We start from the raw sequence: 13,457 nt of genomic DNA, 5'->3' as shown, positions 1-13,457 counted from the left end.
AATTCATTAATGGCAGCTTCTAGAAATGGAGGTGCCCAAAACAATCTTAAGGAGATTGAACATATGAAGTTCAAGTTCGTTGCCGTATTGGCTCTTTTTATCACCGCGATTGCATTTACTGCATGCGAAAAAGTCGAAAACTGCCATTACGATGAATCCGCCAAGACGCTCAAATGCCAAGGCCAGACCTATTCCACCGTCGAAACGGGTGACCGCGTGTGGATGGCCGAAAACGCAAACCTCCTGAATTTTGATTCCAGCTACTGCTACGGCAATAACCTCGACAACTGCAAAAAGTATGGCCGCCTCTATGACTGGAAATCCGCCAAGGAAGCATGCCCCACAGGTTGGGAACTCCCGAAACAGTCTGACTTCGAAAAAGCTGATTTCAAGGCTCTCAACATTGGCAAGGATGGCTTCCGCTATTACGATGGCAAGTTTGCCGACGAAAATGTGAGCGCAAGCTTCTGGACTGCCGATGAATTTGATGATTCCCGCGCCGTGATGGTCCGTGTACAGGACAAAGTAACGTACGAACATTACAATAAGACCATCGCTGCCTCTGTCCGTTGCGTCAAGGCGAAATAGCGCTAAAATACAATCCTCTTAGCTCAATCATAACAAAAGGGTCTTGCGGTCTAATCGCTGCAAGGCCTTTTTTGCGTGTATTTTGCTTAAAATCACGCGATATTCGCAATTTTGCTCGCCTTTTTTATCTATAAATACATATATTCAAAATGTGAATGCCGTGCGGGTTGTACGGCATCGTTTAGAGGTTTACGATGCAAAAAATTGTGATTGTCACTCATGTGCTGAGGGCGCTCGGTTTTATCTTGGTGCTGCTTTCGCTTTTTGGCCACGAGATTATTTTGAACGTTTTCCCCGGTCTTGAGGGCAGGTCTATCAACCCGATTTTCTACTCGGGCATTATTGTGTATTTGGTCGGTGCTGTCATTTACTTTTTCATCAACAAGAAGGAGAAGGCGGACCGTCGCCGTCGTGAAATCGAGGAATCCTACAAGGCAGCTGGCCTCGGCGATTCTGACGATGACGACTCTCGTGAAGGCGCATCTAGCGATTCCGACGAAAATTCTAACAAGTGATTGCGTGTATGAGTGATTTGATGATTGAAATTGAACACCTGCACAAGACGTATCGCAGTGGCTTTACGATGAAGCCAAAGCTTGCGCTCAAGGACGTGAGCTTCAATGTCGAGGCGGGCAAGGTGTATGGATTTATTGGGCCTAACGGGGCGGGCAAGTCCACCACGATCAAGGTTTTAACAGGGCTTTTGAATTTTGATTCGGGCAAGGTGCTCGTGAATGGCATCAGCCCGCGCGATGTGAAAAGTCGTGAGTTTATCGGTTATTCTCCGGAACAGCCGTATTTTTACGATTACCTCTCGGGCCGTGAACTTTTGCGCTTTTACGGGAAGCTCGTGGGCCTCAAGGGGGCCGAACTCGAATCCCGCATTGGCTGGGCGCTTGAACTTTTGCATGCGAACAAGGACTGGATCGACCGCCGCTTGCGTTCGTATTCCAAGGGCATGATGCAGCGCGTAGGTATTGCCCAGGCGATTCTTGGCAAGCCGAAGCTCTTGATTCTTGACGAACCGATGAGCGGCCTTGATCCGATGGGGCGCCGCGACGTGCGTGAGGCCATCCAGCAGCTCAACCGCGATGGCGTGACGATTTTCTATTCGAGCCATTTGCTGAGCGACGTGGAAAGCATCAGCCACCGTGTGGCGATGATTGTCGATGGCAAGATTGTCCGCGAAGGAACTGTCGATGACATCACGGAATCCTGCGGCGTCGAATACCACATCCGCACACGCGAAGCGATTCTCGGTGCTGATTTGCCACGAGGCGTTTCTGCAACGGGTCACCCGCAAGAATACATCTGCGCCGACGATGTCGCTCGCGACCGTTTGCTCGGTTTTTGCCTCTCGAACGGGATTGCCGTAGAAAAGATGGACCACAAGCGTCCGAGTCTTGAAGATATTTTGACGGAGGAAATTGCCCGTGCAGACGCTTAAGCATATTGGCATTATTGCCCTCAATACGTTCCGCGAATCCATTCGCGACAAGATTCTTTATAATATCGGCTTTTTGGCGATTGCGCTTACGCTTTTTAGCATTGTGCTTGGCGAGTGGTCGGTGTTTGACCGCGCTTACGTCATCAAGTCCACGACGCTTTCCGTGATGAGCCTTTCGGGCCTTCTGATTTCCATCTTTGTGGGCATTAGCCTTGTGCAAAAGGAAATCCAGAGGCGCACGGTGCTCACGCTTCTTTCAAAACCCATTAGCCGTGCCGCGTTTATCGTGGGCAAGTACTTTGGGCTTTTGGCGGTTGTCGCGGTGCATCTCGTGCTCCTTACGGGAATCTACTATGCGATTCTGTGGATTACAAGTTCTACCCCGACGGTGAGCCTCCTGACGGCAATTTACCTCATCTTTTGCGAGATGGCGGTCGTGATTGCTGTGGCGCTTTTGTTTAGCAGCTTCAGTAGCACGGTGCTTTCGGCGCTCTTTACGCTTGGCGTTTATTTTGCGGGCCACTTGAGCGACCAGCTCTTGGAACAGGTCAAGTTCGCAAGCCGCATGGGCGAACTGCAAGGCGCTTCTTCTGCCATTCTTGAAAAAGCGGCGGTCGTGATTCACGCCGTGTTCCCTGGACTTTATCGCTTTAACGTGACGAACTATGTGGTACATGGGGTAGCGCTCCCGGACATGTATGTGTTCTGGAACAGCGTCTATGCACTCGGTTATATCGGCGTATTTTTGGCCATCGCAAGTTGGTGGTTTAGCCGGAGGGATTTCTTATGAGAAATCAGTACATGGCAAAGGTTCTTGTGCACAACAAGGTTGTGTCCGAGGACCAGGTCAAGGCCCACTGGGGCGAAATCTCCGACTCGATGGATATCGGTCAGGTTCTTGTTCGTGCGGGAATCTTGAAACAGTCCATGTACGATAAGGTTCTTGCTTTTGTGAAGAACCTTGAAGCGAAAAATGCAAAGCCCGCTGAAAAGCCGATGGAAAAAACTGTTGAAAGGCCCGCGGCGTCTCCGTCTGCCGCTGCTCCTGCGCATTCCGCAGCAATTTCATCTGCTTCTGCGCATTCTGCTTCAACGCCGGTGCGTCCCGCATCGTCCCCGGTACATCATGCCGCCCCTGTGCAGCCCGCACCTGCTCCGCAGCCGGCGGAAGAGCCTGCCATAAAGATTGAAGGCAACAGTAGCCTTTACGGCGAAGCCTCTTCTTCGACGGTCGTCATCGAAAAGGTCGAAGGTCTCGAAACCACGAGTATGGCGAGTGTGCAGGTTCCGGTTGAAAGCGAAACGCCCGCCGAAGAAACGGCGACCGGAGAACTCCCGGCACAGTTTGCCGTTGCCACCGGCGAAGGCGATGCCGTCGAAGCTCCCGATGTCTTGCACCCGCTTACGCCGCTTGCAAAAATCATCGCCTATGCCCGCAAGTTTAATGTCACGGATGTCTACCTTTACGCCGACCGCCAGATTACCATGCGCCAGTCGGGTATGCTTTTTATCGCATCCGAAAAGGCGCTCGAAAAGACGCACTTGATGGACCGCCTGGCCGAAGCTGCCGAAGGCTTTGCGGACGGCTACAAGATTGTGGTTGGCCGCAATTTCAGTAAAACGATGGGCCTCCCTGGTGTTGGCCGCGCTCGCATTTCCGTGACGTGGAACGATGTTACGCCGAGCATCTCCATCCGCATTATTCCGATGGAGTCGGTCGCGCTTGAGAACCTTTACTTGCCCGAATTCAGCATGCAGTTTGCGACGCTCAATAGCGGGCTTGTGCTCATTGCAGGGCCGTCGTCGAGCGGCCGCTCCACGACGATGACCGCCTTTGCCGAGTGCATTGCCGCGAACCGCCAGGTGTTCATCCAGACGGTCGAAAAGCCGATTGAACGATTGCTCCAGAATCCGAACGGATCCATCGCCCAGCGCGAGGTCGGCTTGCATGTGCGCACCGGTACCGCTGGCATCGAACTTGCCATCCGCACCGGCGCCGACGTGATTCTCTTTGACCATCTCGAAACGATGGAAGAACTTTCCCTGCTCATGCAGGCGTCAAACGCGGGTGCTCTCGTGTTTGCCGTCGCGAGCGGCAACAATATCAACGCTCTCCTTTCGCGCCTCCTCATGTCCGTGCCGAGCGAGAACCGAGCCGCCTTTGCGTGTTCGCTTGCCGACCAGCTCAAGGGCGTTATCGTGCAGCATTTGATTCCGGCGCGGGAAAACCAGGGTCTTGTGCTCGCAACCGAAGCGATGAAGGTGACATCGACAATCGCGGGCATGATCCGCAAATGCGATGTGTCGCAGATCCTCTCTGCGATTGGCAACCAGAAAGATCAAGGTATTACGCTCGACGATTCTTTGCAGATGTGCGTCGAGTCCGGTTACATCGAAGGCGTTGAAGCCTGGAAACGTGCAAACGACAGCCGCCGTTTTGCGTCTTACCGCAAGGTTTAGCGAGGTTCATCATGGCATCAGAAATTGAATCTCTTTTGGAATACGCCTTGAACATCGGGGCGAGCGAATTGATTGTAACCGAGGGCGCTCCTTCGGCGGTCCGCTTTGCAGGCCGCGTCTGTGCAGTTCCGGAATCTTCTGCACTTCCGTTTGGCTCCTTGCTTGAATTTTTAGGCGCGCTTGATGGCGAGTCTGGTACTTTTGTCGGTGGCCCTTGGGTGAACTCCAAGTGGCGCGTGAAGTACTTCCGTGAAGCGCATGGCAATGCGGCGATTTTCCGCCCGCTTATGGCTGAATGCCCGGAATTTACGGCGCTTGGCGCACCTACTGCTCTCGATAGCTTGCTTGGTCTCAGTTCCGGTCTCGTGATTTTTGCAGGGCCAGCCTGCTCCGGGAAGACGGTCTCTGCGGTGTCTTATGTCTCGGCTTTGTGCAGTTCTAGCATTTTGCGGTTCTGCGATCTGGATGAAGGTCATGAGCTGTCTGTGAAAACGGGCGAAAGCTTAAAGCTCGTGAACACGGTTGGTTCGACTTCCGAAAAGCTGGAGCAGGGCCTTCGCAGTGGAACGGATCTTTTCTGGCTTGGCGATTTTGACGGCTCCTCGTTGATTTCCGTTTTACGTGCCGCGGAATCGGGCGCCTTGGTGGTCATGAACGTGACGGCTGGTAACACCGTTGGTGTTATTGACGCTCTCCTTTCTGCTGCCACTCCTGAAAATCGAGACCTTGTCCGTACAATGCTTGCTGCAGCTCTCAAGGCTGTTGTCGTGCAGAGACTTTTGCCCTCGGCTGCTGAAAACGGTGGCGCCGTTTCGGCCTGGGAAATCCTTTTTAACACGCAAAACGTGGCTGCTCACATTCGCAGTGGCGAACAATTCAAGCTTCCGTCTGTTATGGCGTCCTCTTCATCCGAAGGAATGCTCCTGATGGACGATTGCTTGGCTGAATTTGTTCGCTCTGGCTATGTGACTGCCGAAGAGGCAGGTAGGTATGTTTCCAATCCCGCTCGGCTGGCTTAAAAAATCACTTCTTGTGACGGTGGCGTTTGTTGCCTCCGTTTATGTGGCGCCTGTGCAGGCGGAGCATTCTGCTGATGAAACGCTTTTGAGCGCCATGCAGCTGGTGCCTGATTCACTCCAGGCCAAGAAGACTAAGACTGTGCTTTACCTGGGTGGTGGCGAGCGCTCCCCGTGGTTTCATCTGGGTGTCCTGTATGCATTGGAAGAATACAAGATCCCTGTCGATTCCATCGTGGCTACATCGTGGGGCGCCTGGATGGGAGCTTTGTGGTCGCTTGGCGTCTCGATTGACGATATCCAGCGCTTGATGCTCGATTCGTACATTGCAGATTATTTAGGGGTTAATGCGATCCATGCAAAGACGGAACATGACGCGTTTAAGCTCCCGGTCTCATTGGATGGCGTTCCTTCGCTCCGTCAGAGATTTTCGTTCTATGCCGATACGGCTGGGCATGTTTATCGGAGCATGCATGCACTTGTCCCTGATACCGCCTCCATTGAACGTTCGCTTTCTCGCCTCCGTTTTGAAGAATCCCTTTACCGCCAGCATGGGACTTACCGTATTCCCTTTACGCTTCTCACGTGCGATAGCGTTGTGGAAAATCCATCGTATGCAGATATTGTAAGTTCACTGCCGCTTTCTGGGCATGAAAAATCTGGAGAACTCTGTCCGTACTTGGCTCTTCCGCAAACAAAGAATCAGCAAGAGGCTTCGCTGATTGTTGTCGCTGACCCTGTTCGCTTTGATGTTGATGGAAATGCGGAAACGCGCACTATCAAGAAAAATGTTTTGTCGATGCTTGTGGACCAAGGCATCTTTATAAGGACCCATTCTATTCGCGATACATCTCGCAAGTCCATGATTCAGGTGGGATTCTCGGCGGTGGAGCGTAGCTTGCGCGATATTATTCCTACAGTCGATGGTCGCAGGGAATATGGCGAAAAGCAAAAATCCGAAGCGTGGTTTGAATTTAATCCGATGTTTGATAGCCTTTCTGCAGAACATCATTCATCGGTCCTGTCTTACTGGAATCCCAAGGATACTGGCTTTACAGCCCCGGTCAATTTTGCTTATTCTATCGCGTCTAAAGCTCCTTATGATACCATCTCGTTCAGCATGCAGTCTGATGGCTGTCTTTTGATTGATGTAGGGGTTCATCCGACGCTGGATGTGGCCGCAGGCGGTTTTGGCTCCAATGTTAATGGGGCGAACGCCTATGGCGAGGTGACCCTCAATTACGTGAACCAGATGGAAATAAATCTGAAACTTGCTGGCTTTTACGGGACTTCGTCTTATGGCTTTAGGCCGCGCCTTGAACTTTCGAACTTGATCAGTTATCGCTGGAAATTCAGTTTTGGCTATGACTTGATGAAGCTTCGTATTTTAAAGGCTTTTGAAAACGACAATGTTTACGAAGAAAATCGTTTTGAGTACGAAACGCGCAATGATCTCTTCTTGTCGGCAAGATATGCGTTTGATAAAATGCAGTCTATCGAGTTGAAGTTCTTGTTTGGGAACCGCGAGTTTGAACTGTCTCCGCTTGCGTTGCCTGAAATGGACTTTTTTGACGATGACGATGTTTTTCAGAATTCGAGTTCCAACTACGAGACGAGTCCTGTAACGCAGAGCGTTCGCTATTCTTTGTTGAACGGTGAAGACGACGACTGGTTTGCGTCAAAGGGATTCGCTGCGAATGCGTATCTGGGCTTAAACTTGATTGGTTACGGTTTCCATCAGAGGGGGCCAATCTATGGAACGTACGCTTTGGATGGGCGTTTTTCCTATGCGCCGACGCAAAATTCCTCGGTGACGGTCGGGGCTGCTGTTGGGCTTTCTGCGTTCCGCGATGGGGGACGCTTTAAGTTCCCTCAAAACTTTGGCAATACGGCAATGGAAGATCGCTATCGCTTGCATGTGACGCCAACGCCATGGTCTGAAGATTGGCTTGACCCGGAGCTTTCGACGCATGGGTATGCGATGATCCGCGTGAATGGCGGCGTTCAGCGTCATGGATTTGGCGCTTGGCTTTCGTTTGCGTATATACACGATTTCGAGGACAAGTCAACCGCCCGTCTGAATTCAAATAAGTTTGTGTTTGAGCCTGCTCTCCGCTATAAATATCGGTCGTTTACGATTTACGCTGGACTGAACCGCATTGTCGATACGGAGACCTTTGGCGATGTGAAGGATTTCAAAAACTACAGATATTTTATCCGTATCGGCGACTATAATCTGTTTTAGGTAATAGGGTCTAGAGCCGTCATGATGTCATTCTCCGAAGGAGAATCCATACATTTTATAAACGTGGTTGGAACTGTATGGATCCTCGCTTATGCGAGGATGACAATCTCAACTTCCAACTGTCTACTTCCTACCGCCTACTGCGGCTCCGCCGCTACTTCTTCTCGCCGCGGTTCTTGGCGGCGACATCCTTGTACTTGTTGTGGTCGGCGAGGTTCGTGCTGAAGAAATGCGTGTGCGAACCATCGTCTTTTGCAACAAAGTAAAGCGCTTCGGTCTTTGCCGGGAAGAGCGTCGCTTCGATCGCCTTGCGGCCTGGATTTGAAATAGGTCCAGGCATGAGTCCTGGGAACTTGCGGGTGTTGTAAGGGCTGTCGCTGTTCAACTGACTCTTGTAGATAGGGCCTGTCAAGTTTTTGAAGATGAACCGCACTGTCGGGTCTGCCCCGAGCGGCATGCCGATGTCCAGTCTGTTGTGGAATACTCCTGCAATGAGCGGGCGCTCGTCTGGGATGCCTGTTTCTTCTTCGACCACGCTTGCAAGCGTCAACACGCGGTGCCAGTTCTTGAGCTTATCCCACATGGGACTTTTACGTGCTTTCATCTCGTCGCGAACCTTGAAGTTTGCGGCGACCATCTGTCGCAGTATGGATTCTTCGTCGGAGTTGATGGCGAACGGGTAGGTGTCCGGCAGCAGATAGCCTTCGAGAGAGTTCCCTTCGATGCCGAGCGATCGGGCGAACTTCGGGTCCTGGACTAGTTTGTTCCAACGGGCCGTGTCGAGGTCCGGGAAGCTCTTCTGGAGATAGGCCGGGATTTCCCAGGAGGCTCGACCTTCGGGGATGGTCACCTTTCGGACCGCATTTTTGCCGCTTTCGAACAGCTCGGCTAGTTCATCGAGCGTCTGGTGGGCGGGAACCTCGTAAAAACCCGCTTTGAGGGCTGGCTTATTCAATTTGCACCATAAAGTGAATGCAAAATCGTCTTTCCAGATCCCTTTCGCTTGTAAAATTTGTAAAACTTTTGTAGGGGAACTGCCTTTGGGAATCTCCAAAATGACGGTATTTTCGTTGAGTGAAACGGCGCTCAACCGTTGATTTACGTGGAAATACGCAAAAACAGCAGTTAGAACGAGGATGATGGCGGTAATTGAAAAAATCTTCTTCATTGCGTAAAAATTTAAAAGAAAATGCAACGGATTGGCAAAATAAAAGGTATATTCGTATAGCATTGTTGAATATTTCCCTTGTTTTGAGGATTCGCTATGAAAATGATGAAAAAAATTATGTTTGTCGCCTTCGCTTTGCTGGTTGCTTCTTCTTTTGCAGCCAAGAAGGTTAAGTCCAAGCTGGGCGATGTGGAACTCACCAAAGAAAAAGATGGTGGCTCCGTTGTCTGCACGGCTGGCTTTAACGACGAACTGACGGTCTTGAAGGAAGCTGATACCGAAGTCCTCGTGAAGGGTAGCTGCGGTCAGGGCTGGGTTCCGAAGTCCAAGGTTGAATACGTCGCCCAGAAGGCTGGCGACAAGTCCATGAAGTTGGAAGACGTGGACATTGTGGGCTGGCTCGATAACCCGAGCGCCGTGTTCGTGTTGGAAAACGACGACATCGACTTTGACGGTGTGAACATCGACCGTGACTTCAAGGAATACTTGCAGCACACGATGGACCGTGAAACGATGGAAATGCGCAACGGCGAAAACTAGTTGTTGAACATTTCGGAATGTTTGACCCGTGGCTTAACGCTGCGGGCTTTTTTTATGTGGTAAACTGCGCCTTTTGCCTGGTGTCTTGTGTAACTTCGTACTCCCTACAATTTTTGCATGTATTTAAATATTTGCATAAACTCGCCAAAAGTCTCTTAAAAATGCTATCTTTGCGCTCATGAGTTATTTGAAGGGCTTAAAAGACGGTTCCCCGATTGGGCTTGGCTACTTTGCCGTCTCGTTCTCTTTTGGTATTGCAGGCTCGAAGATCTTTTCGTGGCCGCTTGTGACGCTTATATCCATGACGAACTTGACCTCGGCAGGTCAGTTTGCTGGACTCCAGATTATGGCTGATGCCGCCGGCACGTTTATCGAGATGGCGCTTGCGACGTTCTTTATTAACCTCCGCTATTCGCTGATGGCAATTTCCCTGTCCCAGAAGGTTTCGCCCGATTTTGGTACGGTGAAGCGCCTTTTGCTTGCGACTGGCATCACGGACGAGATTTTTGCGGTCGCTATGTCGCAGAAGCGCGTGACGCCGATATATTTCCTTGGGCTTTCGACGCTCCCTTACATTGGCTGGTCGCTTGGGACGATGGTCGGTGCGATCTGTGGTGAAATTCTCCCGGCGATAGTGACGAACGCCCTTGGCGTTGCTCTTTACGGCATGTTTGTCGCAATTGTCGTGCCGCAGATGAAGGTGCATGGCCCGACGGTTTTTGCCGTCGTGATTGCGGTTGCGCTCAGCTGTGCGTTCAAGTTCTTCCCGCCGCTGAGCGGCGTGTCTGTCGGTTTTGCGATTATCATTTGTGCGCTCGTGGCGTCCTTTGTTGCGGCGTGGTTCTTCCCGATGGCAAACGTCAATTCCGATGACGAGGTGACCAAATGAATATCGACATGCAGACTTACCTGATTTACCTGTTCGTGATGGCTGGCGTGACGTTATTCTTGCGTGCGGTCCCGTTCATTTTGCTGCGCAAGAAGCTCAAGAGCGTGTTCTGGAGTTCGTTCCTCGCTTATGTGCCCTATACCGTGCTCAGCGCGATGACCGTGCCTGCCATCTTCTTTGCGACGGATAGCCGTTTGACGGGCGCCTGTGCTCTTTTGACCGCAGTGGTCGCTTCGCTCCTCGGCGGTGGCCTCGTGACCGTCGCTGCGGTTTCGTGCCTCACGGTTCTCGGTGTTGACGGACTCATGCTTCTGTGAGTTTGAAGTTAAGAGTTACTAGTTACTAGAAATGTTTATATCGCAATCTCTATTAACTACTAACTATTAACTACTAACTAGTAACTACTAACTAGTAACAAGTAACTAAGCTCTTGCCTTTTAACATTTATTTTTTATTGAAATGCGGTTTTCTGCATTCGCTAAATTGTATATTCTTGCGTGTAATTTACCGTTTTCGTTATTTTGGAGCTGAAATGGATATTGGAACCCTTCATTTTCAAAATCCCGAAGCCTTTTGGCTGTTGTTGTTCGTCCCGCTGTTGATTGCGCTTTATGTTTACCGCCAGCAGCGTCGCAAGAGCACGATCAAGTTCCCGGCGCTTGCGCTTGCAAAGAAGGCCGTGCCGAGCCGTCGTGTAAAGTTTAGGCATATCGTCCCGGCTCTCCGTTTGGCAGCTCTTGTTTGCTTTGTGGTGGCGCTTGCCCGTCCGCAGAATGCCATGGAAGTCGAATACACTTCGACCGATGGCGTCGATATCATGCTTGCGCTCGACGTCTCGGGTTCGATGGGTACGCTTGACATGCTCACCCGCACCGAACAGGCAAAGCTTGGTACGATGAATGCTGAAAAATTCTTGAAGCGCGGCGAATACTGGAAATTCAGCCGCCTGGGCTATGCTCAGGACGTGATTGCCGAATTCATTGGCAAGCGCCATAGCGACCGCATTGGCCTTTCGGCTTTTGGCGCCCGCTCGTTTACGCAGTGCCCGCTCACGATGGATTATGGCTCCCTGCTTGAAATCTTGAAGGCAAGCGACGATCTTGCCCGCGATACGCTTGTGAACAACAGGACCGCCATTGGAGACGGCTTGATGAACGCCCTTGCAAGGCTCAAGATGTCCGATGCCAAGTCCCGCGTCGTGATTCTCTTGACCGATGGCCGCGATAACGCGAGTGTCGTCCCGCCGGTGCGCGCCGCCGAAGTGGCAAAGTCCCTGGGCGTGAAGGTCTATACTGTCGGCGTTGGCAAAAAGTCTGGCAAGATTCTTTCGTTCCAGCAGAACCCGTGGACGGGTGAAATCTCCTGGGGCGAACGCGACATCACGCCTGAGGAAGGCATTGACGAAGGCGTACTCAAGGCGATTGCTTCAAAGACGGGTGGACGCTTCTACCGTGCCGAAAACAAGGCCGAACTCGAAAAGATTTACTCTGAAATCGATGAGCTTGAAAAGACGGAAATTGAGACGATTGCTTACGCCCGCTATGCCGAAAAGTTCTACCCGTGGCTTCTGGTCGGTGCACTCCTCATTCTGCTTGAACTCGTCCTCGCGAACACCAGATTCGTGAGAATCCCGTGATTGGATAATTAGGAATTCGGAGTTCGGAATGCGGAATTAACTCTTCTGAAATAAATTCCTGCTTCCTAATTCCTACTTCCGAATTAATCCTTCGGTGCCGGAGTTTCGGGCTTGTAGCAGTTCTTTTTGGCTTCTGCGAAGAACTGGGAAATATTGCTTGTGGAAATGTTCGAAATTTCAGCGTAGTGGAGGCTGAAAGAGATTTTCCAGGCTGTCATGATGTCGGACTGCATGCTGTCGCGGTCGCAATCGCGTACAAGCTTTTGGCAGAACGATTCAATTTCAGAAACTTCATCGCGTTCCATGACGATCACAAACTGGTTTTCACCCGTTCTGGCCAGGAATGCGTTTTGCCCTCGGCATTGGCGCTTGAAAAATGAAGCCAGGTCCGCGATCACGCGGTCGGACATTTCGTAACCAAAGTTGCGTACAATAGCCTTAAAGTAGTCTACTTCCATAACCAGGAAGAACAGTCGCTTGCTTGGATCCTGATGTTGCGTGATGTACTGGAGATAGTCTATCAGTCTGATCCTGTTGTTGACGTTCGTCAGCGGATCCGAAGTGATTCTGTACTTCAACAGCGTGACGTAGACGTGCAGGAGCGTGAGCGCGAAAATCGGGTCGGTGAGCGGAATGTCCGGGATGAAGCACTGAAGGATGCATGCGCTGCTCGGTACAAGGGCTATAAATGAGAGATAGAACGCTTCTTTTCGGTTGGTTGAATTTTTTTGCACGATGGCATGCTGGATGCCAAGAACCATGGTCGCGATAATGTAGATGAAGTTCAGCCCGATAAGGAACGGCATAAGCCTTCTGAACTGGAGCGACGTCGTATGGCAGTCGTTTGTAAATCCGTAAATACTGATGCCGATGCAGATGAATATGCCGATGATGCTTGGTGTCGAAAACAGCGGAAACAAGTGCTTGTAAGAATAGATGCTCTTGCGTATGCGGAGGAATATAAAGGAAAACCACAGCTGGGCAAGTAGGAGCGACGAACTCAAGCTTAATGCATACATGACGGCGTAAATAACGCAGATTTTCTGGTTGCTTGAATAAAGATCGCTTTGCACGTGGACCGAGTACAGCATTTTCGTGACTGTACTCAGCACGATGTAAATGATGGTGTCGATGATGGTAAAGCCGAGAATGCGTTCTTCGAGGTGCCTGAGGATACTATCCTTAAACTGTAGTAGTGTAATAAGAAGTACTACTATACAGATGACGTTAATTTCTATTAAACCTACGTAGGACATTCTCGCAACCTAAACCTTAACTTGAAATATAACTATTTGAAAGCTTTTCGTATGATGAGTTTATGAAAAGAAATCAAAACCTTTTAGAAAGGTTTTAAATCCAAATATTTATGATGTAGCTTAAGAATGTACGTCATGCGGGCGGGGCCCCAGCTCGGAGTTGCGAAGGCCGCACGGGCCCCTCCCTGCACCCTCCCCATCCTTGGCCGACG

General features: G+C 50.8%; 13 protein-coding genes. 11 read left to right on the top strand and 2 right to left on the bottom strand.

Going from position 1 to position 13,457, the window contains the following annotated elements; translation table 11 throughout:
• Positions 1–63 precede the first annotated feature (63 nt).
• The 7 genes from ACJMM9_RS14810 to ACJMM9_RS14780 all read left to right on the top strand — a co-directional run bounded on the left by ACJMM9_RS14810 (position 64) and on the right by ACJMM9_RS14780 (position 7,756).
• Complete coding sequence (locus ACJMM9_RS14810; protein WP_405328606.1) at positions 64–588, top strand: FISUMP domain-containing protein; 525 nt, start codon at positions 64–66, stop codon at positions 586–588.
• A gap of 194 nt (positions 589–782) precedes the next feature.
• Positions 783–1,103 (top strand): hypothetical protein, encoded by a 321-nt coding sequence (locus tag ACJMM9_RS14805; RefSeq protein ID WP_405328603.1) that lies wholly within the window; start codon positions 783–785, stop codon positions 1,101–1,103.
• Positions 1,104–1,123: 20 nt separating this feature from the next.
• Positions 1,124–2,035 (top strand): ATP-binding cassette domain-containing protein, encoded by a 912-nt coding sequence (locus ACJMM9_RS14800; RefSeq protein WP_405328600.1) that lies wholly within the window; start codon positions 1,124–1,126, stop codon positions 2,033–2,035.
• A complete protein-coding gene (locus tag ACJMM9_RS14795) occupies positions 2,022–2,825 on the top strand; it encodes an ABC transporter permease (protein ID WP_405328597.1) in 804 nt (267 codons plus the stop codon). Before ACJMM9_RS14800 ends, ACJMM9_RS14795 begins: the two co-directional genes overlap by 14 nt.
• Positions 2,822–4,495 (top strand): type IV pilus twitching motility protein PilT, encoded by a 1,674-nt coding sequence (locus ACJMM9_RS14790; protein WP_405328594.1) that lies wholly within the window; start codon positions 2,822–2,824, stop codon positions 4,493–4,495. Before ACJMM9_RS14795 ends, ACJMM9_RS14790 begins: the two co-directional genes overlap by 4 nt.
• Positions 4,496–4,506: 11 nt before the next feature.
• Positions 4,507–5,514: an ATPase, T2SS/T4P/T4SS family gene (locus tag ACJMM9_RS14785; RefSeq protein WP_405328592.1), complete on the top strand. Its 1,008-nt coding sequence runs from the start codon at positions 4,507–4,509 to the stop codon at positions 5,512–5,514.
• Entirely contained in the window at positions 5,486–7,756 is a 2,271-nt protein-coding gene (locus ACJMM9_RS14780; RefSeq protein ID WP_405328589.1) for a patatin-like phospholipase family protein, read from the top strand. Before ACJMM9_RS14785 ends, ACJMM9_RS14780 begins: the two co-directional genes overlap by 29 nt.
• A gap of 154 nt (positions 7,757–7,910) precedes the next feature.
• Here ACJMM9_RS14780 and mltG read toward each other — a convergent pair whose 3' ends face one another.
• Positions 7,911–8,924 (bottom strand): endolytic transglycosylase MltG, encoded by a 1,014-nt coding sequence (gene mltG, locus ACJMM9_RS14775; RefSeq protein ID WP_254917374.1) that lies wholly within the window; start codon positions 8,922–8,924, stop codon positions 7,911–7,913.
• Positions 8,925–9,026: 102 nt separating this feature from the next.
• Between mltG and ACJMM9_RS14770 the strand changes: the two genes are divergently transcribed.
• From ACJMM9_RS14770 to ACJMM9_RS14755, 4 genes are all read left to right on the top strand, one after another.
• Entirely contained in the window at positions 9,027–9,464 is a 438-nt protein-coding gene (locus ACJMM9_RS14770; RefSeq protein ID WP_405328586.1) for a hypothetical protein, read from the top strand.
• Positions 9,465–9,642: 178 nt separating this feature from the next.
• On the top strand, positions 9,643–10,353 hold the full coding sequence (locus tag ACJMM9_RS14765; RefSeq protein ID WP_405328583.1) for an AzlC family ABC transporter permease: 711 nt from the start codon (positions 9,643–9,645) through the stop codon (positions 10,351–10,353).
• Positions 10,350–10,670, top strand: coding sequence for an AzlD domain-containing protein (locus ACJMM9_RS14760; protein WP_405328580.1), 321 nt, complete (start codon positions 10,350–10,352; stop codon positions 10,668–10,670). Before ACJMM9_RS14765 ends, ACJMM9_RS14760 begins: the two co-directional genes overlap by 4 nt.
• A gap of 215 nt (positions 10,671–10,885) precedes the next feature.
• Positions 10,886–11,989 carry a VWA domain-containing protein gene (locus ACJMM9_RS14755; protein WP_173465044.1) on the top strand — a complete coding sequence of 368 codons (1,104 nt, stop codon included), beginning with the start codon at positions 10,886–10,888 and terminating at the stop codon, positions 11,987–11,989.
• Positions 11,990–12,072: 83 nt separating this feature from the next.
• Here the strand turns inward: ACJMM9_RS14755 and ACJMM9_RS14750 are convergent, their stop codons facing one another.
• Positions 12,073–13,245: a GGDEF domain-containing protein gene (locus ACJMM9_RS14750; protein WP_405328577.1), complete on the bottom strand. Its 1,173-nt coding sequence runs from the start codon at positions 13,243–13,245 to the stop codon at positions 12,073–12,075.
• Positions 13,246–13,457: the final 212 nt, after the last annotated feature.

The sequence above is a fragment of the Fibrobacter sp. genome, assembly GCF_045112255.1.
GTDB lineage: Bacteria > Fibrobacterota > Fibrobacteria > Fibrobacterales > Fibrobacteraceae > Fibrobacter.
Note: the sequence above shows the minus strand (reverse complement) of the source record. Positions and strands in the feature narration are given on the sequence as shown.

Coding starts and splice junctions, on each gene's coding strand:
- ACJMM9_RS14810 (WP_405328606.1), top strand. CDS start 64: ATGAAGTTCAAGTTCGTTGCCGTATTGGCTCTTTTTATCACCGCGATT.
- ACJMM9_RS14805 (WP_405328603.1), top strand. CDS start 783: ATGCAAAAAATTGTGATTGTCACTCATGTGCTGAGGGCGCTCGGTTTT.
- ACJMM9_RS14800 (WP_405328600.1), top strand. CDS start 1,124: ATGATTGAAATTGAACACCTGCACAAGACGTATCGCAGTGGCTTTACG.
- ACJMM9_RS14790 (WP_405328594.1), top strand. CDS start 2,822: ATGAGAAATCAGTACATGGCAAAGGTTCTTGTGCACAACAAGGTTGTG.
- ACJMM9_RS14785 (WP_405328592.1), top strand. CDS start 4,507: ATGGCATCAGAAATTGAATCTCTTTTGGAATACGCCTTGAACATCGGG.
- ACJMM9_RS14780 (WP_405328589.1), top strand. CDS start 5,486: ATGTTTCCAATCCCGCTCGGCTGGCTTAAAAAATCACTTCTTGTGACG.
- mltG (WP_254917374.1), bottom strand. CDS start 8,924: ATGAAGAAGATTTTTTCAATTACCGCCATCATCCTCGTTCTAACTGCT.
- ACJMM9_RS14770 (WP_405328586.1), top strand. CDS start 9,027: ATGATGAAAAAAATTATGTTTGTCGCCTTCGCTTTGCTGGTTGCTTCT.
- ACJMM9_RS14765 (WP_405328583.1), top strand. CDS start 9,643: ATGAGTTATTTGAAGGGCTTAAAAGACGGTTCCCCGATTGGGCTTGGC.
- ACJMM9_RS14760 (WP_405328580.1), top strand. CDS start 10,350: ATGAATATCGACATGCAGACTTACCTGATTTACCTGTTCGTGATGGCT.
- ACJMM9_RS14755 (WP_173465044.1), top strand. CDS start 10,886: ATGGATATTGGAACCCTTCATTTTCAAAATCCCGAAGCCTTTTGGCTG.
- ACJMM9_RS14750 (WP_405328577.1), bottom strand. CDS start 13,245: ATGTCCTACGTAGGTTTAATAGAAATTAACGTCATCTGTATAGTAGTA.